At 35.4% G+C, this 24324-nt stretch carries 26 protein-coding genes and 1 tRNA gene; 7 read left to right on the top strand and 20 right to left on the bottom strand.

What is annotated here, in order from left to right:
* Both E1750_RS08785 and E1750_RS08780 read left to right on the top strand, forming a co-directional pair.
* The gene (locus E1750_RS08785; RefSeq protein WP_133276416.1) at window positions 1-1323 is read left to right on the top strand and encodes a hydroxymethylglutaryl-CoA reductase, degradative; all 1323 of its coding nucleotides are present in this window, start codon (window positions 1-3) and stop codon (window positions 1321-1323) included.
* A gap of 63 nt (window positions 1324-1386) precedes the next feature.
* Window positions 1387-2304: a GYDIA family GHMP kinase gene (locus E1750_RS08780; RefSeq protein ID WP_133276415.1), complete on the top strand. Its 918-nt coding sequence runs from the start codon at window positions 1387-1389 to the stop codon at window positions 2302-2304.
* 55 nt (window positions 2305-2359) lie between these two features.
* Here E1750_RS08780 and E1750_RS08775 read toward each other — a convergent pair whose 3' ends face one another.
* The 6 genes from E1750_RS08775 to E1750_RS08750 form a co-directional block, all read right to left on the bottom strand.
* The gene (locus E1750_RS08775; RefSeq protein ID WP_133276414.1) at window positions 2360-4459 is read right to left on the bottom strand and encodes a peptidylprolyl isomerase; all 2100 of its coding nucleotides are present in this window, start codon (window positions 4457-4459) and stop codon (window positions 2360-2362) included.
* Between the two features lie 109 nt (window positions 4460-4568).
* Window positions 4569-5828, bottom strand: a complete 1260-nt coding sequence (locus E1750_RS08770; RefSeq protein ID WP_133276413.1) for a hemolysin family protein — start codon at window positions 5826-5828, stop codon at window positions 4569-4571.
* Window positions 5829-5830: 2 nt separating this feature from the next.
* The gene (locus E1750_RS08765; protein WP_133276412.1) at window positions 5831-6025 is read right to left on the bottom strand and encodes a hypothetical protein; all 195 of its coding nucleotides are present in this window, start codon (window positions 6023-6025) and stop codon (window positions 5831-5833) included.
* 12 nt (window positions 6026-6037) lie between these two features.
* A complete protein-coding gene (gene lptC, locus E1750_RS08760; protein WP_133276411.1) occupies window positions 6038-6592 on the bottom strand; it encodes an LPS export ABC transporter periplasmic protein LptC in 555 nt (184 codons plus the stop codon).
* A gap of 49 nt (window positions 6593-6641) precedes the next feature.
* On the bottom strand, window positions 6642-7892 hold the full coding sequence (locus tag E1750_RS08755; RefSeq protein WP_133276410.1) for a hypothetical protein: 1251 nt from the start codon (window positions 7890-7892) through the stop codon (window positions 6642-6644).
* Complete coding sequence (locus E1750_RS08750; protein ID WP_133276409.1) at window positions 7889-8620, bottom strand: type III pantothenate kinase; 732 nt, start codon at window positions 8618-8620, stop codon at window positions 7889-7891. Before E1750_RS08750 ends, E1750_RS08755 begins: the two co-directional genes overlap by 4 nt.
* Before the next feature lie 97 nt (window positions 8621-8717).
* On the opposite strand from E1750_RS08750, the gene E1750_RS08745 reads away from it, so the two are divergent.
* From E1750_RS08745 to E1750_RS08735, 3 genes are all read left to right on the top strand, one after another.
* Window positions 8718-8790, top strand: a tRNA-Phe gene (locus E1750_RS08745).
* Window positions 8791-8842: 52 nt separating this feature from the next.
* On the top strand, window positions 8843-9124 hold the full coding sequence (locus E1750_RS08740) for a GIY-YIG nuclease family protein (RefSeq protein ID WP_133276408.1): 282 nt from the start codon (window positions 8843-8845) through the stop codon (window positions 9122-9124).
* Window positions 9125-9224: 100 nt separating this feature from the next.
* Window positions 9225-9506, top strand: a complete 282-nt coding sequence (locus tag E1750_RS08735) for a GIY-YIG nuclease family protein (protein WP_133276407.1) — start codon at window positions 9225-9227, stop codon at window positions 9504-9506.
* Window positions 9507-9591: 85 nt separating this feature from the next.
* On the opposite strand, the gene E1750_RS08730 is transcribed toward E1750_RS08735, so the two are convergent.
* The 4 genes from E1750_RS08730 to tamL all read right to left on the bottom strand — a co-directional run bounded on the left by E1750_RS08730 (window position 9592) and on the right by tamL (window position 15426).
* Window positions 9592-10563: a tetratricopeptide repeat protein gene (locus E1750_RS08730; RefSeq protein WP_133276406.1), complete on the bottom strand. Its 972-nt coding sequence runs from the start codon at window positions 10561-10563 to the stop codon at window positions 9592-9594.
* A 242-nt stretch (window positions 10564-10805) separates the two neighbouring features.
* Window positions 10806-11660 carry an acetyl-CoA carboxylase, carboxyltransferase subunit beta gene (accD, locus tag E1750_RS08725; RefSeq protein WP_133276405.1) on the bottom strand — a complete coding sequence of 285 codons (855 nt, stop codon included), beginning with the start codon at window positions 11658-11660 and terminating at the stop codon, window positions 10806-10808.
* An 81-nt stretch (window positions 11661-11741) separates the two neighbouring features.
* Window positions 11742-12809, bottom strand: a complete 1068-nt coding sequence (fbaA, locus tag E1750_RS08720) for a class II fructose-bisphosphate aldolase (protein ID WP_133276404.1) — start codon at window positions 12807-12809, stop codon at window positions 11742-11744.
* A gap of 64 nt (window positions 12810-12873) precedes the next feature.
* Window positions 12874-15426 (bottom strand): translocation and assembly module lipoprotein TamL, encoded by a 2553-nt coding sequence (tamL, locus tag E1750_RS08715; protein WP_133278110.1) that lies wholly within the window; start codon window positions 15424-15426, stop codon window positions 12874-12876.
* A gap of 35 nt (window positions 15427-15461) precedes the next feature.
* On the opposite strand from tamL, the gene E1750_RS08710 reads away from it, so the two are divergent.
* On the top strand, window positions 15462-16193 hold the full coding sequence (locus E1750_RS08710; protein ID WP_133276403.1) for a TrmH family RNA methyltransferase: 732 nt from the start codon (window positions 15462-15464) through the stop codon (window positions 16191-16193).
* A gap of 81 nt (window positions 16194-16274) precedes the next feature.
* Here E1750_RS08710 and porT read toward each other — a convergent pair whose 3' ends face one another.
* From porT to E1750_RS08690, 4 genes are all read right to left on the bottom strand, one after another.
* A complete protein-coding gene (gene porT, locus E1750_RS08705) occupies window positions 16275-17012 on the bottom strand; it encodes a type IX secretion/gliding motility protein PorT/SprT (RefSeq protein WP_133276402.1) in 738 nt (245 codons plus the stop codon).
* 1 nt (window position 17013) lies between these two features.
* The gene (gene ubiE, locus E1750_RS08700) at window positions 17014-17745 is read right to left on the bottom strand and encodes a bifunctional demethylmenaquinone methyltransferase/2-methoxy-6-polyprenyl-1,4-benzoquinol methylase UbiE (RefSeq protein ID WP_133276401.1); all 732 of its coding nucleotides are present in this window, start codon (window positions 17743-17745) and stop codon (window positions 17014-17016) included.
* Between the two features lie 122 nt (window positions 17746-17867).
* Complete coding sequence (locus tag E1750_RS08695; RefSeq protein ID WP_133276400.1) at window positions 17868-18353, bottom strand: dihydrofolate reductase; 486 nt, start codon at window positions 18351-18353, stop codon at window positions 17868-17870.
* Window positions 18354-18359: 6 nt separating this feature from the next.
* The gene (locus E1750_RS08690; RefSeq protein WP_133276399.1) at window positions 18360-18698 is read right to left on the bottom strand and encodes a 2TM domain-containing protein; all 339 of its coding nucleotides are present in this window, start codon (window positions 18696-18698) and stop codon (window positions 18360-18362) included.
* Between the two features lie 240 nt (window positions 18699-18938).
* Here E1750_RS08690 and E1750_RS08685 point away from each other — a divergent pair, with 240 nt between their 5' ends.
* The gene (locus E1750_RS08685; protein ID WP_133276398.1) at window positions 18939-19235 is read left to right on the top strand and encodes an isoamylase early set domain-containing protein; all 297 of its coding nucleotides are present in this window, start codon (window positions 18939-18941) and stop codon (window positions 19233-19235) included.
* A gap of 81 nt (window positions 19236-19316) precedes the next feature.
* Here the strand turns inward: E1750_RS08685 and E1750_RS08680 are convergent, their stop codons facing one another.
* The 6 genes from E1750_RS08680 to E1750_RS08655 all read right to left on the bottom strand — a co-directional run bounded on the left by E1750_RS08680 (window position 19317) and on the right by E1750_RS08655 (window position 24111).
* Window positions 19317-19742, bottom strand: coding sequence for an HIT family protein (locus E1750_RS08680; RefSeq protein ID WP_133276397.1), 426 nt, complete (start codon window positions 19740-19742; stop codon window positions 19317-19319).
* Window positions 19743-19827: 85 nt separating this feature from the next.
* Window positions 19828-20496: a DUF4844 domain-containing protein gene (locus E1750_RS08675; protein ID WP_165698025.1), complete on the bottom strand. Its 669-nt coding sequence runs from the start codon at window positions 20494-20496 to the stop codon at window positions 19828-19830.
* 111 nt (window positions 20497-20607) lie between these two features.
* A complete protein-coding gene (locus E1750_RS08670; protein ID WP_133276395.1) occupies window positions 20608-21432 on the bottom strand; it encodes a thymidylate synthase in 825 nt (274 codons plus the stop codon).
* A gap of 62 nt (window positions 21433-21494) precedes the next feature.
* A complete protein-coding gene (locus E1750_RS08665; protein WP_133276394.1) occupies window positions 21495-22118 on the bottom strand; it encodes a bifunctional nuclease family protein in 624 nt (207 codons plus the stop codon).
* A gap of 164 nt (window positions 22119-22282) precedes the next feature.
* Window positions 22283-23248: an electron transfer flavoprotein subunit alpha/FixB family protein gene (locus E1750_RS08660; protein WP_133276393.1), complete on the bottom strand. Its 966-nt coding sequence runs from the start codon at window positions 23246-23248 to the stop codon at window positions 22283-22285.
* Window positions 23249-23364: 116 nt separating this feature from the next.
* Window positions 23365-24111 (bottom strand): electron transfer flavoprotein subunit beta/FixA family protein, encoded by a 747-nt coding sequence (locus E1750_RS08655; RefSeq protein ID WP_133276392.1) that lies wholly within the window; start codon window positions 24109-24111, stop codon window positions 23365-23367.
* Window positions 24112-24324: the final 213 nt, after the last annotated feature.

Below are 24324 nucleotides of genomic sequence, written 5' to 3'. Positions count from 1 at the left end.
ATGTCAAAATCGATCGCCGGATTTTCGAAATTATCCAAAGAAGAAAAAATAAACTGGATTGCCAAAGAATACTTTTCCAGCCCTCAAGAAGCCATTTCTATCCTAAAAAACTATTGGAATTCAGACGAAAAACTCCAAAAGTTACACGATGAATTTATCGAAAACACGATAAGCAATTTCTACATTCCGCTTGGTGTGGCACCTAATTTTTTGATTAACGGAAAATACAACAGCATTCCGATGGCGATTGAAGAAAGTTCGGTTGTGGCAGCGGCCTCAAAAGCAGCAAAATTCTGGTCTACTCGCGGCGGTTTTAAAGCTACCGTTATCAATAGCGAAAAAATTGGTCAGGTTCATTTTATTTTCAAAGGCGACGCATCGAAATTGGAATTATTTTTTGGGCAAACAAAAAGTAAATTTTACTCCAATACGGAAAGCATTACCAAAAATATGCAAAAACGCGGCGGCGGAATTTTGGATATCGAATTGCGAAACAAAACCAATTTGTTGCCGAATTACTATCAATTGCACGCTACTTTTGAAACCAAAGATTCGATGGGCGCCAATTTTATTAATTCGTGTTTGGAGCAATTTGCCAAAACATTGAAAAATGAAGCGCAACTATATGATTTATTTTCTTCAGCAGAAAAAGACATTGAAGTGGTGATGAGCATTCTTTCGAATTATGTTCCCAATTGCATTGTTCGCGCCGAAGTTTCCTGTCCTGTTGATGACTTGGTCGAAAAACATATCGAAAACCCGAAAGCTTTTGCTGAAAGATTCGTTCGAGCAGTTCAAATTGCCGAAGTCGAACCGTTTCGAGCCGTAACCCACAACAAGGGGATTATGAACGGAATCGACGCCGTGGTGCTTGCTACAGGTAATGATTTCCGTGCCGTGGAAGCTGGAATTCACGCTTACGCTTCCCGAAACGGAAGTTATTCGAGCTTGTCACACGCCAAAATCGAAAATGGTATTTTTAGTTTTTGGTTAGAAGTTCCTATGGCTTTAGGAACCGTTGGCGGCTTGACTAGCTTGCATCCTTTGGTGAAATTATCCTTAGAAATGTTAGAAAATCCATCGGCACAAGAGTTGATGCAGTTTGTAGCAGTGGCAGGATTGGCACAAAATTTTGCTGCTTTGCGTTCGCTAACCACCACCGGAATTCAGGACGGACATATGAAAATGCATTTGAATAATATCCTTAATCAATTTGAAGCTAATGACGAGGAACGTGCTTCGATTCAGAAACATTTCAAGCACCATGTCGTTTCGCATAGTGCGGTTGTTGAATATATTGAAATTTTAAGAAGACCTGTTTAATTTAAATCTTTTCGACACCCTGTCAGGGTTTTGAACCCTGACAGGGTATTTTTAATTTACCCTATGATAAAAGAATTTTACAGCAACGGAAAACTATTAATTACAGGAGAATATTTGGTTCTTGACGGCGCAAATGCTTTGGCTTTGCCTACCAAATTCGGACAAAAACTGATTGTCGAAAAAGGGAATAATCAAGAAATTAATTGGACAAGTTATGATGCAGATGGAAGTCTTTGGCTAGAAGAAACTATTTCATTCGAGGATATTATAAAAGAAAAATCTCTCGCATCACCTGAATCTGTAAAAAACACTTTAATCGAAATTTTACGGCAAGGTTATTTATTAAATCCAGACTTTATACAAAAATCGCAAGGGTTTCAAATTCGAACAGAACTCAGTTTTCCAAGAAATTGGGGTTTGGGAACTTCCTCTACTCTGATAAATAATATCGCACAATGGCTAGAGATTAATGCCTTTGATTTGCTTAACAATAGTTTTGGTGGCAGCGGATACGATATTGCCTGTGCTCAAAATGACAGTCCTATTTTGTATCATTTAGACAATGGCAAGCCAGTAGTTGAAACCGTATCATTTGAACCTAAATTTGCCGAAAATTTATACTTTGTCTATTTGGAAAAAAAACAAAGTAGCAAAGCCGCTATCGCATCGTATTATAACAACAAAAACGAAACATTAGCTAAGAACATTATTGCGAGCAACAAAATTACTTCGGCGGTTTTACAGGCAGAAACACTTCAAGAATTTGCTTTGGCATTAGAAGAACACGAGGCCGGAATGAGTACTATTCTCGAAATGCAAACCATAAAGGAATCCTTATTTCCCGATTTTAATGGTGTCATAAAAAGCCTTGGTGCTTGGGGTGGCGATTTTGTTTTAGCGATTTCAAAAGAAAATCCTGCCGACTATTTTAAAGAAAGAGGTTTTCGCACGATCGTTTCTTATAATGATATGATATTATAAAAAATCCCGTTTAGTGCAGTACTAAACGGGATTCCATCTTTATTTAAACTTCAATCTAATAATTGAATTGTTTTCTGTTGTCTTTGATTTCAGCTTTGTCTTTTAATGCTGGCATCACTCTGTTGAAATCTCCTGCGCTTTGTGCTTTCAATTTGGCCACATAAGCTGTATGATCTTTCAAAACGGGTGCTTTTACTGTGCTGTTATTTTTCACTACATACACACCTGTATTTCCTTCGATTGGAGCCGAAAGTTTACCAGCGCTCAAGGCAAATGCATTTCCGACTACTTTTGGCTCTTGTCCAACACCGCCAGTAAGTACTGGATTTTCCATAGTTACATCTATAGCTTGTTGTACTGTTGAACCTGCAGCTTTAGCAATCGCTTCGAGCGAAGTTCCCGACATTTTGGCTTTGATTAATTCGGCTTTTTTCTTGTTCTTTAAAATTGGTTCCACATAAGAACGAACCATATCAACAGCCATCAATCCTTCTGGATTTACTTTTTTAATTTTTGCAATAACATTACCCAAATTGGCTACTTCAAATCTTTTTACTGCACCAACAGCAGTTTCGTCCTCGAATGCCCATCTCACGATATTTCTTTGGTTACCCAATGGACCAAAAGATTCGTCCATTGCCTTTACAGTCACTGGAGGTGCAACGGTAAGTTTCATTGCTGCAGCCGTTTTTGCAAAATCTTTTTCGTTAGCATCCATTTCGAATTGAGTTGCTTGTTCGAAAATTTTGTTTGATGTTACTTCTGAAGCTTCTACTTTTTGAGCTACAGTAGCAAGGCGAATTCCGTCTTGTTTGTCTGTAACCTTAATAATATGGTATCCAAAATTAGTTTCTACCAATCCCACTTTTCCGATAGGGTTCCCAAAAACAAAATCATTGAAAGGTTTTACCATTTGATTTGGTCCAAAGAAACCTAAGTCTCCACCTTGTTGTGAAGATGAATCATCCGAAGCGGTAAAAGCTAACATCATAAAGCTATCTGGGTTAGCATTGACTTGCGCTAATATTTGTTCTGCTTTCGCTTTGGCTTGTTCTTTTGTTCTTTTCTCTTTTTGATTTGGAACTTGTGTTCCTTCATAGCTAATCAAGATATGACTTGCTTTTGCATTCACGCCTACTTTTCTGCCTAATGATTTAGATAGACAATAGTATTTTCCGAACATATAAGGCCCATAAATTTCTCCTGGAGCTAAGTTGTATAATTTATCGGCATCAACAGCTGGTAAGTCTTTTTTGGCTACATAGGTTGAATCATAAGGAACATCTGAGTTTGAATTTACAAATTCAACCACATTAGTAGCCGATTTGAAACCTGGCAATGTATCATTTTTTCCGGTTTTAGTATTGTAAACAACACTTCCTGTTAACAAGGAATTGATTTTTGCTTTTATTTCCGCTTCGTCTGCAGGTGAAGCTTTGTCTTCAATCAGAACATATTCTAGTTCTCTTGTTTCATCCGACTTGTATTTCTTTTCGTTCTTTTTCATAAAAGCAACAATCTCATCGTCTGAAATTTTTACATCGCTGTCTTTGATGGTCGAATACAATCCGGCAACATAGGAGAAGTTTACTTTGTTGGACTCCATTTCATATTTCAATTTTCCTTCACTGTCTGTGGTGTAAGCGCCTGCTTTTATCATTGTAGCGTACATCTGATATTTTGCGTTAAGCTCAGCATCCTTTTCGGCATTCTTCAAATAATCCGCAATTTGAGGATTGGTTTTAATAGCTTCCTTGAATTTGGCCTCATCAAAAACACCGGCAGCATTCAAAAACATTGGGTTTTTTCCAATATTTTGATCTGATTTCAACACTTCCATTATATGTTTTGCTCCTACTCTTAATCCTAATTTATCGAATTCATTTGTTAATAAAGCAATAGACACTTCTTGATCCCAAACTCGGTTCGCGGCTGCTGTTGGAGTAATACCTTGCTGGCTTTTTTCGACATTACTAACTTTAATTCTAAACTCTTCGAAAGAAATATCTTTACCATTTACACTCCCAACATCGGTTGAGCCTTTGACCAAATTATTTTTATTGAATAAACTTGGAACTAAAAATGCAAATAAAGCAAATGCAATAATTATTATAGTTAATGCGGAACGTTGTCTAATTTTTTGTAAAACTGCCATTTTAATTTATATTAATTTTTATATTCAGTCTGCGAAAATACAATTATCTAATTAATAATTATAGTACTCGCGTTATAATTTACAAGTTTTTTTGATTTATTAAAAAAAATCAATCTTTTACTGTCATTTTGACCAATTCGATTTTCTTATTGGTGGCTTCTTCGATGATAAAATGGTAGTTCCCAATGGTAACTGCATCCCCTTTCTGAGGGATTTCTTTTGTTGAATCTACAATAAAACCGCCCAATGTACCGTAAGAATCACTTTCCGGAATGTCTAATTTGTACACTTGGTTTATATATTCGACATCGAGTCGGGTGGAGAAAACAAAAACGCCTTGTTCGAGTTGTTTTTCGATCAATTCCTCGTCAGAATCGTGTTCGTCTTCAATCTCGCCAAAAAGCTCTTCAATAATATCTTCTATGGTTATAATTCCAGAGGTCCCTCCGTATTCGTCGAGAACAATGGCAACACTTTTCCGTTTTTTGGTAAGCAAGTTCATCGCGTCTTTTATGTAAATCGTTTCGGGAACAAATTCCACCGGGATCAGAATCGATTTGATGTTTTTTGGTTTTTTGAATAAATCAAAAGAATGAACATAGCCTACGATATCGTCTAGCGAACTGTTAAAAACAAGAATTTTCGAGTAGCCTGTTTCAATAAATAATTCTTTTAATTCTGTAATAGAATCCAATAAATCGATAGCAACGAGCTCGGTTCTTGGCGTCATAATATCGCGCGCTTTTACTCCGGAAAAGTCTAAGGCGTTTTGAAAAATTTGAATCTCAGAATCCATTTCTTCATTATTTTCGACTGTGCTCATTTGCTCGGTAATATAGTTTCCAAGTTCGGCTTTGCTGAAATACAAGGGGACCTGATCGCCTTCGGTTTTGAAAAATTTCATCAAAACAAAATCGGAAACCCAAATGAAAAATGAGGAAATAAAATAAAATAAAAGGTAAAAAAAGTAGGCCGGAAGCGCAAAAAACTTCATCAGCGAATTGGCATAAATTTGAAAAAAAACTTTAGGCAAAAACTCGGCGGTAACCAAAACAATGATTGTGGAAAGAATCGTTTGCAGCAGAAGGTTCAGAAAATCAGACAAATGCACTCCCAGATTTTCTATCCAAAGCATTAATAAATCACCCATAAAAAACCCGTACACCACCAATGCTATATTATTTCCAATGAGCATTGCGGCAATAAACTTTGATGGTTTTTCGGTGAGTTTGGTTAGGATGGAGGAAATGAAATTATCCTGTTTTTTTTCTATTTCGAGATAAATTTTATTCGAAGAGATAAAAGCAATTTCCATTCCTGAAAAAAACGCACATAGTATTAGACATAAAATGATAATACTAATTTCCATAATTAGGAATTGGTGTTTCTATCTTCAAACTTTTTGGCAAACTTTCTTCTGAAGAAAAACATAAAAATAGAAAGTGCTGTGATTCCTAAAAAAAGATAGGCTTGCTCTCGTTCTTTGTCCCATATTTCAGCAGCTCTAATTGCAAAAATGATTGCGGCAACAAGATAAATATACTGGGTAAACTTTAAATATTTCATACTGTACTATTTTTATTCGTCTGATTCGATTTCTCCGGCAATTTTCTGCGAGTTGATGACCTTAAAATCTTTACTAAAATCGATTCCTTGACCTTTGGAAGATCCTTTGGCATCGGTAAATTTAAAGCTTTTTTCAGTAAAAAACCATTCGTTTTTCTGATCGAAAAACAATTGGTCCGTTTCTAGAATTTGTCCGTCTTGTGAAGTGATTTTTACATTCCCTTTCAAATCGATAATATTGGTCAATTTGTATGAGGTTGCATAATCGGCAAGAATTATCGTTCTTTTATTGTTTTTGTCATATAAAGTCACGTCTATACCTTTCGGAAAATCGGTAAATGGAAAATCAACATTGGCAAACTCCATCATTTTGGGACTTACCAAAATCGCTGTGATTCGACCTGAATCGGTGTATTTTAAATTAATTTTTTCAGCTTCGCCACTAGGCACAAATTCCGATAAGTTACTTTTTTGAATTTCTTTAAAATTGCTTTCACAACCCCATACAATCCAGCCAGCGATACCAGAGAGGAGAAAAAGGATAGTTTTTGTTTTTTGTAAATTCATTGGTTCAACCTAACAGAATTCTATGAAAATAGTATCACAACTGAATTGCTTAACGGTACTTACTTTTTACGAACCATTTGTCGTTAAGCGAAAATCCCAAGTTTAGAATAATATAATTTTCCTGCACCAAATTATTCGAGGTAGTTCCTTTCTTTCCGAATTGCAAGCCTAAATTCAAATTAGTCAAGGAACCGGTAATAGGCAAACCAGCTCCTAATGTCATTCCAACATCATTGATAGAAGTTGAATTGACAATGAGTCCTGTTTTTTCATATACAAAACCAGCTCGGTAGGTAATCCTTTTAGCATAACTAAAAAACGGGTTTACCGTAGGAGTAAAATAACCTCCAAAACCATAGCGTTGGTATTTACTGTAGGTTACATTATCCAAAGTATTATACGTATTATACAATTTACCTACATCTTGAACGGCGAAATCGGCTCCAAAAACCCATTTTTTGGCATCTCCAATACCAAAACCTAGAGCCCATTTTTGCGGTAAATTCAGATCTTTTTTGGTCGTAACCGAGTCATAAGAATCGACTGAAGAGTAATCGTAACTCGAATTTATAGTCACAGTACCAATTGTTCGTTCGTTATTAGAAACCAAAATGCTTTTTGGAGTATAATAAAAACTGCTAAACAAGGTCAATTTATCTTTCAATTTATACTGATACATCAGTCCAAAGTTCAAATTCAATCCCGATAAGGTAGTTACATTCAATTCACGCGAGCCCACAGGCACGAATGGAATAAACTCGACACTATTGGTATTGATTTTTCCAAAATTATAATAAGCCGTTGCACCAATACTTAAGTTAGGCATAATTCGATATCCTGTTCCTAAAAAAACTCGGTTCATACCACCCCAACCATTGAAACGTTTGCTGTTTTGTGAACCGTCATCGTAGATGTTTTCTATATTATAGCCAACAGAAGAATAGGGAATCAGACCAAAACCTGCACCAAATTTTCCCAATGGAACTGCTAAAGCGATATAATCTAAGGTTGTTCTTCGGGTAACAGCATCAGAGGAGCCAGATTTTTGTTTTTTATAATCGGTACTTGCTGCTATAGCAAAATTGGTCCATTTTAGGTTGGCAAATCCAGCTGGATTTTGAAAATTGATACGTGTACTATCAGGAATCATTGATATTCCACCCATCGAGCGACTCTCGACATTGCCATTAAACTTGGCCTCTCCAATGCCATAGAAGGAGTAAGGCGAAGAAGTTCCTGCTTGCGAAAAAGATAGTAATGACAACAATAAACAAGAGCTTATTAAAAAATTTTTAATCATTTTTTGATTTTATATTGAAATGTTTGATTCAAACTTTCGAGTAGGAAATTTGAATTGGCAAATATGGTATTTTTTAATCGTTTAGCCAAAAAAACTGTATCTCCACCCGTTAAAATTATTATAAATTTTGAATATTGACTCTTTAATTCATTGATGTACCCCTCAATTTCGTAGACCAACCCATTTACGACTCCGGAATGAATCGATTCTGACGTTGATTTTCCTATAAAATGCTTGGGACTTTCCAATGACAACAACGGTAATTTCGCTGTGAAATTATGGAGCGATGCGTAACGCAATTGCAAACCGGGCGCAATGGCACCACCGAGATAATTATCATTTTCATCAATAAAATCGTAAGTCACACAGGTTCCGGCATCGATCACCAATCTATTTTGTTTTGGATATTGAATTGTCGCTCCTGTAGCAAGAACCATGCGGTCAATGCCGAGGGTTTGTGGCGTTTCATAACAATTGACAAACGGAAAAGCATCGGAATGGGAAATAAAATGAACGTTCAACCTCGTTTCGAAGCGAACAAAGGCTTCTTTTTCGACCTTAGATACGGATGCAACGACTAAATCGGTAGTATTTTTATATTTTTCTAAAATATTTTGAATACTTTTTTCAAGTTCCGTTTTCAGAAAAGCAAAGTGTTCTAAAAGGGTATTATCCTCAAATACAGCGGCTTTAATTCTGGTATTTCCAACATCTACGGCTAGAATCATAATCTAATTTTAAAGTTGCTAAGGTACGAATAGATTTTTTTTAATAATTGTTTTGGATAAATTAAAAATGGTTCTATATTTGCACCCGCATTAGCACGGTACCTTAGCTCAGATGGTAGAGCAATGGACTGAAAATCCATGTGTCCCTGGTTCGATCCCTGGAGGTACCACGAAACCCACTCAAACGAGTGGGTTTTTTGTTTTTGTTACTACTTTTGTCAAATGCATCAACTTTACATTCTATATTCTCCATCTTCTGCTAAATTTTATGTTGGTGAAACATATAATATAGATGAAAGAATTCTAAAACATAATCAACACTTCTATACTGGTTCTTTTACAAAAATTGCAAATGACTGGGAATTAGCTTTGCTCTTTAATTGCCAAAACAAAGAAGATGCTGTTTTCCTTGAAAACTTTATTAAGAAAATGAAAAGTAAAATTTTTATCAAAAAAATTATTGACAATCCTTCTATTTTAGAAGATATTTTATCCAAAAAATAAAACCTATGTGTCCCTGGTTCTCCCGAAGCTTCGGGACTGGAGGTACCACGAAACCCACTCAAACGAGTGGGTTTTTTGTTTTTGTTACTACTTTTGTCAAATGCATCAACTTTACATTCTATATTCTCCATCTTCTGCTAAATTTTATGTTGGTGAAACATATAATATAGATGAAAGAATTCTAAAACATAATCAACACTTCTATGCTGGTTCTTTTACAAAAATTGCAAATGACTGGGAATTAGCTTTGCTCTTTAATTGCCAAAACAAAGAAGATGCTGTTTTCCTTGAAAACTTTATTAAGAAAATGAAAAGTAAAATTTTTATCAAAAAAATTATTGCCAATCCTTCTATTTTAGAAGATATTTTATCCAAAAAATAAAACCTATGTGTCCCTGGTTCTCCCGAAGCTTCGGGACTGGAGGTACCACGAAACCCACTCAAACGAGCGGGTTTTTTGTTTTTAATTAATTTTGTGTAATATTATTTTCTTTCAAAATCTGATTGAATTTTTCTTCCTTCCCTTGTTTTTTCATTTCGACATAAATAATGCTAATCAATTTTTCAGCATCGGCTCTGTAGGGAGATTTCAGATAAACATATAGATTATAGGCCTTGCACATATTTTCTAATCCCTTTTCATAGTTCTGCAAATTAGTGGTATACACGTTTCCTATTCCATAATAAATTTCCGGATTATTTTTATCTAATTCTGACAGTTTACCATAGGCCTCAATTGCTTTTTTATATTCTTTTTTATACTGATATACTATCGCAATATTTTGCAAAGGCATTAACCCATTTGGATCAATTTCTAAGGACTTTTTGTAACACTCTATTGCCTTGTCGTAGTTATTTAATTTCCTATAATTCAGCCCCAAATTATCCCAAGCAAAAGCAAATTCTGGATCTTCTTTTACTGCTTTTTCAAAATAGACTATCGCTTGCTCAGAATTCTCTTTTTTGATCTCATCCATTCCCTTATTATAGTATTCGATAGCTTTTTTATTGTCGGAAAATGATTTAGCACTGCGTTTCTCATTACTTGCAATTTTTTCTTTAAGAGCCTTACAGTTAGTCATCATATACCTTTCTAATTCATAGTAATATTTTTTATATTCTTCCGAATCCTCGTCATTATTAAAAGAAATATTAATTTGTTTTTTTCCGTTTTTTACTTCTATTTTTTCTTTTGAAACATCAATTCCAAGTAGTTTTGAACCCATTTGATAAGCGCCTGTTTGTTTGTCGATACATTCGCTGATATCCATCGCAATTTCATTTTTTGGTCTGTTGTAAGTAGGTATTGAATCAACACAATTACAGCCGTTCTCAGACAATTCTTTTAAAAGCGTTTCAGAACCTACATGTTTAATTTCTTGAGAATTTCCTTTATAAAAAAGGGCAATTGCAATTATTAACACTATGCTTTTTTTCATTTTTATTTTATTTTAATGTTTTAATAAAGTTCCCCCTATAATTCGATATGCCTTTATAAAAATGCAAAAATCGCTTGAAACTTGTAAGAATCCAGATAGCGAACCGGTTAAATTTAACAAATTAAAACTTGTAAAAAACACGACCGATAGCAATGCTACTAATTTTTTTAATTAAATAAAGGTATAAAAAAAACACAAAGCATTCACTTTGTGTTTTTTTGTATTTGTGTATTTGTAAAAAACTATCTCACCTCGATATTCTGAATCAAGTCGATATACAAATTGATTTTGTCTTTCAATTCTTTTCTAGGTGTGATAAAATCTAGAAAACCGTGTTCCAAAACGAATTCGGCAGTCTGAAAACCTTCCGGTAAATCTTTTCCAGTAGTGTCTTTCACAACTCTTGGCCCAGCAAATCCTATTAAGGCTCCGGGTTCTGAGATGTTGATATCACCAAGCATCGCATAAGAAGCAGTGGTTCCTCCAGTAGTTGGATCCGTGCATAACGAAATGTATGGAATTTTAGCATCGGCCAATTGCGCTAATTTTGCCGAGGTTTTGGCCAATTGCATCAACGAATAAGCTGCTTCCATCATTCTTGCTCCACCTGATTTTGAAATCATTAGAAATGGGACTTTGTTTTTGATAGAATAATCGATACCTCGGGCAATTTTTTCTCCCACAACAGCACCTATGGAACCTCCAATGAAGGCGAAATCCATGCAGCAAACCACTAAATCTTTTCCTTTTGATTTTCCAACTCCGGTTCGAACGGCATCATTCAATTTGGTTTTAGAAATGGTGTCTTTCAGTCGGTCGGAATATTTTTTGGTGTCGACAAAACTCAAAATATCCTTAGAAGTCATTTTGGCATCTAATTCCTTGAATTCGTTGTTGTCAAACAATATTTCGAAATATTCTTTGCTGCCAATTCTTACGTGGAAATCATCTTCAGGACTTACAAATAGGTTTCGAGCCAACTCATCGGCATCGATAACTTTTCCGGTAGGGGACTTGTACCAAAGACCTTTTGGAATATCCATTTTGTCTTCGGTGGCAGTTGTAATTCCTTTTTCTGTTCTTTTAAACCAAGCCATGTTTATTTCAGATTGCAGATTTCAGATTGCAGATTTCAGATGACACTAAGGAATCTAAAATCTGCAATATAAAATCTAAAATTATAGAGTATTTACGTTGTTCAAGTCAGCAAATGCTTGTTCAAGTCTTGCATTGAAAGTTACTTCACCTTCACGCAACCATTTTCTTGGATCGTAATATTTTTTGTTTGGAGCATCAGGACCTGTTGGGTTTCCAATTTGAGTTCTCAAATAGTCGATATTGTTTACCATTGAGTCACGAATTCCTTCTGTGAAGGCAAATTGTAAATCGGTATCGATATTCATTTTGATTACACCATAGCTGATACCTTCTCTGATTTCTTCAAGAGTAGAACCTGATCCACCGTGGAAAACGAAATCCACTGGGTTGTGACCTGTGTTGAATTTGTTTTGAACATAATCTTGAGAATTTTTTAAGATTTTTGGAGTCAATTTTACATTTCCTGGTTTGTACACACCGTGCACATTTCCAAAAGAAGCGGCAATTGTAAATCTTGGGCTCACTTTTGATAATTCCTCATAAGCATAAGAAACTTCAGAAGGTTGAGTGTATAATTTAGAACTATCTACATCTGAATTGTCAACACCATCTTCTTCACCACCAGTAATTCCTAATTCAATTTCTAGAGTCATTCCCATTTTGCTCATTCTGGTTAAATATTCTTTACAAATGGCAATGTTTTCCTCGATTGGTTCTTCAGACAAATCGATCATATGCGAAGAGAATAATGGTTTTCCTGTAGCTGCAAAATTAGCTTCAGAAGCATCTAATAAACCGTCGATCCAAGGCAATAATTTTTTGGCACAATGGTCTGTGTGCAAAATTACAGTTGCTCCATAAGCTTCGGCCAAAGTATGAATATGTTTTGCTCCTGCAATTGCTCCTGCGATTGCTGCTTTTTCTCCTGCATTAGAAAGTCCTTTTCCTGCATTGAATTGTGCTCCACCATTCGAAAATTGAATAATAACTGGTGCATTCAATTTTACCGCTGTTTCTAGCACTCCGTTTATTGTGTTTGAACCTGTAACGTTTACTGCTGGAAGGGCAAATCCTTTTTCTTTTGCATAGTTGAAAATTTCTTGAACTTGATCTCCTGTAGCTACGCCTGGTTTGATATTGTGTGACATTGTAAATTGTTTAAGTTGTTTTTATAAGTTGTTTACAGTTTGCAAAAATAAGAAATTAATAGCATTAGAAAGGATAATTTATTCCAAAATTAAACACAGAATGTGCGAAATCGTAATCGTAAAACCAACGTTTGCCCATTTCATTAGCAGGATTAAAGGTTTTGAATCCTAAATCAAATCGAACCACAAAAAAATCTAAGTCGTAACGAAGTCCAAATCCTGTTCCGAGCGCAATTTCTTTCAAATCCTCAATTCCATCGAAAGTAGCGGGCTCGTAGGTGGTGTTATCCAGCACGTTCCAAATATTGCCCGCATCGGCAAAAAGAGCCCCTTTTATTTTACCGGCAATTTTAAATCTGAATTCAGCACTCAAAGCAATTTTCATATTAGCTTCATTGAAATCTAATATGGCTCCGGTGCTCCCTGGCCCCAAACGATAAGGTTCCCAAGCTCTATTGTCGTTAGATCCTCCCGCAAAATAGCTTCGTGAAAAAGGAATATAATCGGAATTTCCATAGGGTATGGCAATGCCAAAAAAACTTCGAACGGCCAATACTTTTTCTTTGGAAAAATCCCAATATTTAATAAAATCGAATTCGGTTTTGATGTATTCAGAATATTCTAAGTTGAAGATTTCGAAATTGCCATTTTGATTTTTAGGCAAACTTGAGGCATTGGCAATCAATGTCAAAAGTGAGCCAGCAGATTCAATTTTGGTTCTGAATTGATAAAATGAATTGTCCTTAGAGTCCGTTTTGGTGGTTTTTGAAAATGAATAACCGGTAGAAAGGATAAAATCATTTTCGGTTAGTCGCACTCGGCGTTCCTCGATGCCTAAAACGGTACTGTATTCTTCTTGAGGTACCGGTATAACAAGGGTTAAAACATCATTGGTAAACCCTGCGGTTCCTTGTTCAATAATCAAATCGCCGGTGCTAGGATCCACATAACTAGGATTTGTATTGTACGTTTTTGAAATGGTATTTAACTCATTATAAGATGATTCGTAGACATTGAAATAGTTTTCTGGATTCAAATTCCGAATATATTGCACATTAAAAATATCAAATCGGGCGGTATTGTTCTTTTTTGGATTCCAATTATAAGCCAAAACTCCCGTAACATTTTGCTTGTCTAGACCAATATTAGTTTGGTTCGAAAAACCAGTCGATAAAAGGGTAGAGGGTATCATACTTTTGGGAATGATTTTTTCCGTTTTGAATGGGAACCAAATCCTTGGGAAGCTTAGTTTTGCATTGAGTCCATACTCCGAAACATTAAAAAATCGACTATCTGGATTGGCCAAATCTTTGGAAGATCCTATGTTTCCTCTGGCCGAAAGTTCCAATGTTTCGGCTCCGTTGAGCACGTTTCTGATGGTTTCAGAAAGGCTTCCCGCGATACCGATGTCTTGAATATTCGAATGGGTTACATCGAAAGTGGTGCCTAAACTGTATTTTTTTCGGGGTGATAAATACACTTTGGCAATCAATGATTGAGCGGTTGTATCTCTTTTGTCCACTTCGTACAAAATGGTGGGATAATTGAATACTTTTAGGTTGTTCAAATACCGTGTGGTCAAAACCGTTCTGGTGTCGGCAAACAGGCTTCCTTTGGTGATAAAAACGGCATCGGTTATCGCTTTGGGTTTGTATTTTAGCTTGGAGTGACTGTATAAATTGAAATTATTATAGGTGGTACTGTCGGTAAATACATTACTATTATTAGTGGCCGAATAATCGGTGTAAATGTTTACATCGCTTATTTTGTATATTTTGAAAGGCTCCGTCCTGGTCGTGTCTTTGTCCTGAAAAGAATAATCTTTTATGATTAGATTGACATTTACTTTTTTATTGTTATTGAGCGTGTCCAGATCAAAAGTGACATTATTAGACTGAAAATGATACACGCCATTGTTTCTGAAATGGGTGGTAATTCTGTTTTTTTCCTCTTCAAAATCTTTTGTGTTGTATTGTTTGCCCGCTTGAATGAAGCTGTTCATTTTCTTCGTTGCATATAGTGAATCCAATGCGGGAGTCTGAATTTTTGTAGTCAAACTGTCTATAAAAAAAGGAACACCGGTTGTAATCGTATATTTTATTTTGGCTCTTTTTGGACTCAAACTGTCCAATTTAAATTTTGAATTAACGTTGAAGAATCCATTATTAAAATAGTAATAATTAACTCTAGACAACGACTTGGAAGATTTAGTGGTATCAATAATCACCGGCGGTTCTCCTACTTGCTTTAGGAAATCATCTACACCCTTATATAAAAAGGATTGCCCCAAACGATCCACTTGTTTTGCCGAAAGCCATTTCGACATGCGTTCGTATTTTCCCGGATGTTTGGTGAATTTGGCCTGATAAGTAGAATCCGGATTTGGATCGGCGAGATTAAATAAATTAAGCCGCAAATGATAGCCCAAAAAAGTAGAATTGGGTTTTTGATACAACTGATTGCTGACCTCTTCATTCGTGCTAGGCTTCTCGTTGACGAAAATCTCATTTTTAGTAAGACGCTGTTTGTGGTTTGGAATTCTCTTCTCAGCATCGCAAGCTGATATAATTATTCCAATTACAATAAATGTTGTTATTTTTGTACTGATATTTTTCAAATGCCCAAATATATTATCCAAAAGTACATTATTTTATGCTTAGTAAAAATCAAATAAAACTTATTACCAGTTTACAGCAAAAAAAACAACGCAATACACACCGCTTGTTTTTTGCCGAGGGCATAAAAGTAATTCAAGAATTGTTAGAATCAAAGTTTGAATTGGAACATTTATTTACCACTCAAAGCGATTTTCAAGAGGTCTCTACGGATAAAAAAGTAGTTATAGATGCAGGAGATTTGAAAAAAATTTCCGCATTGGCAACACCAAATACTTGTTTGGCAGTTTTTAAAATTCCTGTTGAAAAAAAAATAGTGGAATCGGGATTAATCATTGCTCTCGATGCTGTTCGGGATCCTGGTAATCTTGGTACAATTATGCGATTGTGTGATTGGTTTGGCATTGACCAAATCATTTGTTCCAAGGAAACCGTCGATATTTACAATCCAAAAGTGGTTCAAGCCACGATGGGTTCTATCGCTAGAGTCAATGTAACTTATGTTGATTTGGAAACTTTTATAAGTCAAACTCAAGTGCCTGTTTTTGGTACTTTTATGGAGGGTGAGAATATTTACAAAACTAATTTACCATTAGAGGGAATTATTATTATGGGCAATGAAGCCAACGGAATTTCACCTGAAATTGAAAAATTAATTACCAATAGACTAAGCATTCCTCGGTTTGGTACTCTTCAAAAAACTGAAAGTTTGAATGTAGCTACGGCAACAGCCATTGTTTTGAGCGAATTTCGACGAGCGATAATCTAGTAGTCAAGCGTTCTGCAATTAGTACATAGTGTGACTGCGACCTGAACACCTGTCTGCCGATAGGCGGGCTGCACTTTTTTTCTAATGAAAAGTAAAATTAATCAGAACCGCTCTGGTTTTCAACGATTCAATATTGCCGGTCCAAGGACTAGTTTCTCCGGGAGGCATAGAAGTGTCCTGAATCAATTCGTTACTTAATCCAAAAACACCTCGGATGGAAGGCGAGAAAATGAAGTATTCCGAAAAAATATCAATACCCAAGCCCAATTCGTAATTGGTTGTCCACGATTTTACTCTAAAACGGTCTTCGTAATTGTCGTCTATCGATTTGGCATTGCTAGACAAATTGAGAGTTGCCGAAACACCACCCACTAAGTAGGGCCTCACATTGCCTGTTCTTAGCGATGAAAACTTCAACAGCAAAGGGAAATGGATATAGGTGCTATTTACTTCCCGCAGTAAATCTGATGGAGTGGGCGCAGGGCTACTGACGAAATAACTTGGTTGGTATTCTAAAATTCTTTGTGTGTAGTACAATCCAGGTTCAAATCGAAAGTCAATATATTCCTGAAGCCTCAAATTGGCTACAAGTCCCACATTGAAACCGTTAGTCTTTTTTACTTGAATATCCTCGCTTACTGTTTTATAATCAATTTTAAAATCGTAAGAATTGAAACCCAAAAAGAAACCAAAATGCAGTCTTTTTTTTTGAAAATTTTCTAGATTTATGATCGGATCCTTGCCAAACAATTTATTAGGCGATTGGGCAAGCCCGGTGGTGGCGATGAATAATAAAAGTAAAACAACTATTTTTTTCATATTATTTTTTGGAAGCTGAATAAATGGTTGCTACTCCAAAAGTTTGAGGAAAAGCAACTACATCTATAAACCCAATTTTTTTTAAAATATTGTTCAAGGCCTCGCCATAAGGAAAAGCTGCTGCCGATTCTGATAAATAACCGTAAGCCACATTGTCTTTAGAAAATAATTTTCCAATAATAGGGAGGATGTTTTTACTGTAAAATGTATAGCCTTGTTTGTAGGGCGTTTTATCTGGTACCGAAGTTTCAAGGATAACAAAAATGCCATTGGGTTTCAAAACTCTCAATATTTCTGACAATCCTTTTTCGAGATTTTCGAAGTTTCTAACCCCAAAAGCTACGGTTATCGCATCGAAATAATGATCTTCAAATGGCATGTTTTCAGAATCCGCCAAGACCATTTCTATTCTTTTTGACAAGTTTTTATCGTTGATTTTTTGTTTTCCTACTTCAAGCATCCCTGCCGAAATGTCTAATCCTATGATTTTTTCCGCTTTGGTTTGCGACATCAAAATGGCCAAATCTCCAGTGCCTGTTGCAATATCCAAAATAGTTTTTGGATTGGTTTTAGATACCATTTGCAGAACTTTTTTGCGCCATTTCACATCAATTCCAAACGAAATCACCCGATTGAGATTGTCATAATTACCTGAAATGGTATCAAACATGGAGGCGACCTGCTCTTTTTTGCTTAAAGTAGAATCTTTATAGGGAGTTATGTTTTTTGACATTTTATGAAATTTGATGGCAAAGGTAAACTAGATTTTTGGATAATACTTATTTAACTGAAAATTCATCGGCTATTTTCAAATATTTTGACAAATAGAATCCGTTGAAATCCAATAAAGGCGTCTTACTTTCTTCTGACAAATGTTTGAAAACTGTAATCATAAAGATGTTTTTCGTCTTTTGGATGGAAATTTTCTGAGGCTAATTCCCAAATTTCTGGGTCAACAGCAGGAAAATAAACGTCCGCATCGAAGGCGTGATGTACTCGAGTAATATCCAGCTGATCGGCTAGAGGAATAGATTGTGCGTAGATTTCTCCACCGCCTATAACAAAGATGTTTTCCGATTTTGGGCATACAGCAATGGCGCTTTCTAGATCTTGTACGACAATGCATCCTTCATAAGTAAACTCTTTTTGTCTGGTAATAATGACATGGGTTCTATTTGGAAGCGGTTTCGGGAAACTTTCAAAGGTTTTTCGACCCATTATAATATGGTGTCCTGAAGTGATTTCTTTAAACCGTTTGAAATCATTGGGTAAATGCCAAAGCAAATCGTTGTTTTTTCCCAGAGCATTGTTTTCGGCAACCGCTGCAATCAAAATAATCATTGGCTATTAGTGTTTAATGGAAGAATCATCTTCTATTTGGTTTTGCAATTGTTCGATTTTCTGTTGCTGTTTGGCCATGAGTTTTTCGATTTGTTCTCTTTCCCAGTTTTTATTCATAAAACGATCTGTGATATACACTTTTATAAAATGAAGAATAAACAAAAAAGCCCAGAAAGTAATGACCCAAATTGCCCAATTGGACTGAATTCCAAAAATCAGAAAATGATTGGCAATAAACATAAAGATGCTTCCCAAAATAAATAATACGAAGTGGAAGTACAGACCTTTTTTTTGTTTTAGTCTTCTTCTAGCGTACTCATATTGCTCGTGAAGTTCTTTTTCCATAATTGCAAGATTTAGATTATAAAGGTAAAAATATTTTTCAAATTTAATTATTTTTCATTGAAGAAAATGAATCGAGAAAACGTTTTATGATTTTGAATACGAAAAAATATTTTACTTAAAAATAAGAATCTAATTCTTTTTTAGGAAGTTTATTGTCATACCCATAAAAGTTCATCTCAAAAGTTGAAAGTTAAAAAATCTATTTTACATTTGCCCCATAATTCTAAAAATGAAATAGTTATGTCTATCAAGAAACAAGTTATAAAAACAAAACCAGTTTGTAAAGTTACATTTTCAGTTGAAGCAAAAGAAGCTAATACTGCTTCGGTAGTAGGAGATTTTAACAATTGGAATCCAGCCGAAGGTGAATTGTCAAAATTAAAAAACGGTACTTTCAAAGGCGTTTTTGATCTAGCGAAAGATGCTTCTTACGAATTCAAGTACCTTATAGATGGTGCTTATGTAAACGATTCAGAAGCTGATTCTTATCAATGGAATGAATTTGCTGGAACAGAAAACGGTGTTGTAACTGTTTAAAACAAAATATAAATCCGCTGAAAAGCGGATTTTTGCTTTTTATACCAATAGTTTTTGCCATAATACGAACTGGAGCAAAAACTAAAGGGCTCCTTTTATCTTTTCGATTATCGAAGCGTATTCCTGATCCGAAAGCGTGGTTTTTTGTGGGTTCATTTCAAAAACACCCCCAAAGCCATAATCGTTTTTGTATTTTGGAACTACGTGCATGTGTAAATGTGAAATTGTATCGGCGTAGGCTCCGTAATTAATTTTGTCAGGGTTAAACGCGGCTGCAATTGATTTTGCTGTTCTTGCCACATCACTCATAAAAGCACTGCGTTGGTCGTCGCTCAATTCGTGAAACTCTACACCGTGGTCTTTGTAAACCACATTGCAACGACCTGCATAAGATTGCTCTTTGAATAAAAATAATTGTGATACTTCTAAATCACAGATTTTAATCATTAAATTATGTAATGTTTCGTTATTTTGACAATACAAACATTCTGAAACTGGAGTTGGCATAGTGGTGTTTTTATGTAAATGATTTTATAGTTGTTTACTAGAATTTATGGTTACAGATTGTAAACCTATTGGGTTAGCATCTGCATTATTTTTGTTCTTTTAATTGTTTTAATCTTTTTAAAGCTTTTGCTAAATCGTATTCCTCTTTTGGCAATTCTTCTAGTAGTTCATAATCAAGAAATCTATATCTTTTTATCCCTGCACCTTTGTCAAGTAAATTAAGTTCAGAACATTTTACACATTTAATTATGTCAATCTCAAAACTTGGAAAACTATTATCTCTTTCTAAAATAAAAGTTTTTAATTGAGTTTTGCAGTTTGTGCATTCTGTAGAAATAATCTCGTGTCTTTTTCTTTCTTCCGCTAATACTCTTTCAGAATCTTCTTTTTCAGCTTTTTCGTGGTCATAATCTTCAATTCCGTAAGTCCAAATATTCAATTTTTCATTAATATTTGGAATGTTGAAGATTTTAGCAATCTCATCAAAATAATCCACAACAAATTCACTTTCCTCTGTATCTAATTCATCTGTTTTAATTTTGTTGAAATAATGTTCGAAAAGGTTTTCAATTTCTTTGTCTGATTTTTTTGTATTTGATGCAGAAATTAAATTTGTTAGTAAATCATTAAAAGATTTTTCAAGCGTAACGCATAGACTTTTTTCAGAAGGATTTAATCCACGATTTTCCCACTCCTCAACAGAGAATTTTTCCTTGATTTTTAATTTTTCTAACTCTAAAACCCAATTATTCACAATTTTTTCTTTAAAGTTGATGCCAACTAGTTGATAGACCTAACAAAAAACACCACTATCTACCCTCGTTTGAGTTTCTTTTATATAACAAAAGTGTGGTTTGTAAAAAAATCAAACCGCAACACTTCCTTTTATAGCGTCGTATGGTTCGTAACCTACCAGTGTAAAATCCTCAAAAGTAAAGTCGAAAATGTCATTTATAGCTGGATTCAAAATCATTTTTGGTAACGCTTTTGGTTCGCGAGACAATTGCAATTCAACTTGCTCAAAATGGTTATTGTAAATGTGTGCATCTCCAAAAGTATGAATGAATTCGCCCACTTCTAAGTTACAAACTTGAGCAATCATCATCGTCAGCAAGGCATAAGAGGCGATGTTGAAAGGCACACCAAGAAAAATATCAGCACTTCGTTGGTACAATTGGCAAGATAATTTTCCGTCTGAAACATAAAATTGGAAGAAAGCATGACAAGGAGGAAGCGCTGCTTTGTTATTGGCCACATTTTCGGAAAATGATTTAGAGGTATCTGGCAAAACACTAGGATTCCAAGCCGAAACTAACATTCTTCTGCTGTTCGGATTGGTTTTTAATTCTTGAATTAGATCAGCGATTTGGTCTATTTCTTCACTGTTCCAATTGCGCCATTGATGGCCGTAAACTGGACCTAAAGCACCGTTTTCATCCGCCCAAGCATCCCAAATTTTTACTCCGTTTTCTTGTAGGTATTTGATATTGGTATCTCCTTTTAAAAACCAAAGTAGCTCGTAAATTATTGATTTTAGATGTAACTTTTTGGTTGTCACCATCGGAAAACCATCTGCCAAATCAAATCGCATTTGGTATCCAAAAACGCTTTTGGTGCCTGTGCCTGTTCTATCTCCTTTTTGATTGCCGTTTTCTAAAACGTGTTTAACTAAATCGTGGTATTGCTTCATTCTTGGTTTAATCGGTTAATCGGTTAATCGGTTAATCGGTTAGCCGATTAAACAATTTGTTACTATCTTTTCGAAATTTCGTCTCTAATTTTTGCCGCTTTTTCGTAGTCTTCGTTTTGAACGGCTTGCTCCAACAATTCGTTTAATTGTTCTAAACTGTGTTTTGCGTATAAATTGCCCGACTGATTGCTCTCTTCTTCTTGTCTGAAAGTTTCAGGATTAGAAAGTGCATCGTCAATTTCTTGTGAATCTTTTTCAGGATTCAATGGGTTTGCTTTTAAGAAAATGCCCGCTTTGTCCAGAATGTTTTTGTACGTAAAAATGGGTGCGTTAAATCGCAAAGCCAAGGCAATGGCATCTGAAGTTCGAGCGTCGATTATTTCTTCGATTTTATCTCTTTCGCAAATGATACTAGAGTAAAAAACGCCATCAACCAATTTGTGAATGATGATTTGTTTGACCACAATATCAAAGCGATCGGCAAAATTTTTAAATAAATCGTGAGTCAGCGGGCGCGGTGGTTTGATTTCTTTCTCTAGGGCAATGGCGATAGATTGTGCCTCGAATGCGCCTATGACAATGGGTAATTTTCGATCTCCGTCCACTTCGTTCAATATCAAGGCATAAGCTCCGTTTTGGGTTTGACTGTAAGATATTCCTTTGATGGATAATTTGACTAAGCTCATTTTGTGAATTGAAAAAGCAGCTTGTGCTTGTTTATAAATAGTTATTTTTAATTAAAATAATGTGCAATTTTAATCAAAATATATGGAACTAAAAAGCTACCTAAAGCAAAGATACGATTATCTTATTTTTAGGCAGCTATTTTGGTATTAGAATTATAAAATTTTTAATTCTGTGCTTTGAAAGCTTTTAGTTTTTCGATCAAATGCGGCACAACCTCAAAGGCATCGCCAACTATTCCATAATCGGCTACTTTGAAAAAAGGTGCTTCGGGATCGGAATTGATGACTACTTTCACTTTTGAAGAGTTTATTCCCGCAATATGCTGAATGGCTCCTGAAATTCCCACGGCGATGTACAAATTCGAAGCTACAGGTTTGCCGGTTTGTCCCACGTGTTCTGAATGAGGTCTCCAATCTAAATCGGATACTGGTTTCGAGCAAGCGGTTGCTGCTCCGAGTACTTCCGCCAATTCTTCAATCATTCCCCAGTTTTCAGGACCTTTTAATCCACGCCCGCCCGAAACAACGATGTCTGCATCGGCAATAGAAACTTTTCCAGAGCCTTTTTCTACTGATTCTACTTTTATTCCAAAATCATTTTCACTCACAGTGGGATTAAAATCTTCAGTGGCCATATTTGAAGTGTTTTCGAATATACCGTACGAGTTTTTGGCTAAACCAATAATTTTAATATCGCTACTAATTTCGGTGCTATTGAAAGCTTTGTTCGAAAAAGCAGTTCTTCGAACTTGAAAAGGCAGATAACTTTCGGGAAGTCCTACTACATTGGAAGCAAAACCTGCTTCGAGTGCAACAGCAACTAAGGGAGCGAGGTAAATACTATCGGTGGTCGAAGACAGTACCACCACCGAGGCATTTTCTTTTCGCGCTGCTTGCTGAATAACATCAGCGTAGGCTTTGGCTGAAAAGCCTACTAATTTATCGTTGGTGACCTTCAACACTTTGTCGACTCCGTATTTTGATAATTCCGAAACATCTTGGGTGTTTATGCTAACCGCCGTAACGGTTGTTCCTAATGATTCAGCAACTTTTTTTGCATAAGAAGCCAATTCGAATGCAATTTTTTTGAATTTTCCTTCTGCAGATTCTGCGTATATTACTATTGACATAATTATTTTAGATTTTAGATTAACGATTTTAGATTTATGATTTAAAAATTTGACTAATGATTATTTTTTGCAATCTGCAATCAAAAATCGTTACTCAAAAATCTGCAATCAAATTCTTAAATCACTTTTGCTTCGTTGTGTAATAAATTAATTAGTTCATCTATATTATCAGCTGCAACTAATTTCACGGCTGATTTTGGAGCTGGTTTTTCAAATTTTACCGCTTTGGTATGGACCGAAGCTTCTACTGGCTCAACAACCGTTAAGGTTTTTGCTCTAGCAGTCATAATTCCTCTCATATTCGGAATACGCAAGTCTTTCTCTTCGACCAATCCTTTTTGTCCTCCTATTATTAATGGCAAACTCGTCGAAACCTTTTCTCTTCCGCCGTCAATTTCGCGAATTGCTTTTGCATTAGTAGCCTCGATTGTCAATTCGGTACAAGAATTTATAAAATTATAGCCAAGAATTGCGGCAACCATGCCAGGAACCATTCCGCCATTATAATCTAAAGATTCTTTACCAGCAATCACTAGATCATAACCACCATTTTTAATCACTTCGGCAAGTTGTTTGGCAACAAAAAAACTGTCAGTTGGATTTGCATTGACACGAATGGCATCATTAGCACCGATAGCCAAAGCTTTTCGCAATGTAGGTTCTGTGTCTGGACCTCCAACATTCACAACGGTTACTGTCGCCGCTTGTTGTTCTTGAAACCAAATGGCTCGAGTGAGTCCAAATTCGTCGTTTGGATTGATGACAAATTGAACCCCATTGGAGTCAAATTGCGAATCATCATGGGTAAAATTGATTTTTGAAGTAGTATCAGGAACGTGGCTGATGCAGACTAATATTTTCATAATTAAGGTTTAAATTGCTAAAATGATGCACAAAATTAGAATATTAATTGGAATAATATACTATGCGTGCATAATATTTTTCAACAATTATATCGATTTCGTAATTTTTTTTATTTTTTTGATTCTCTTTGGGTAAAATTAATTGGTAAAGAGTTTCGATTTTAAAGTTAATTTATGTAGTAAAGTGATTTAAAATATTTATTTTTGCGCTTC

The organism is Flavobacterium nackdongense, from assembly GCF_004355225.1.
GTDB lineage: Bacteria > Bacteroidota > Bacteroidia > Flavobacteriales > Flavobacteriaceae > Flavobacterium > Flavobacterium nackdongense.
This window is presented reverse-complemented; position numbering and strand designations above follow the sequence as displayed.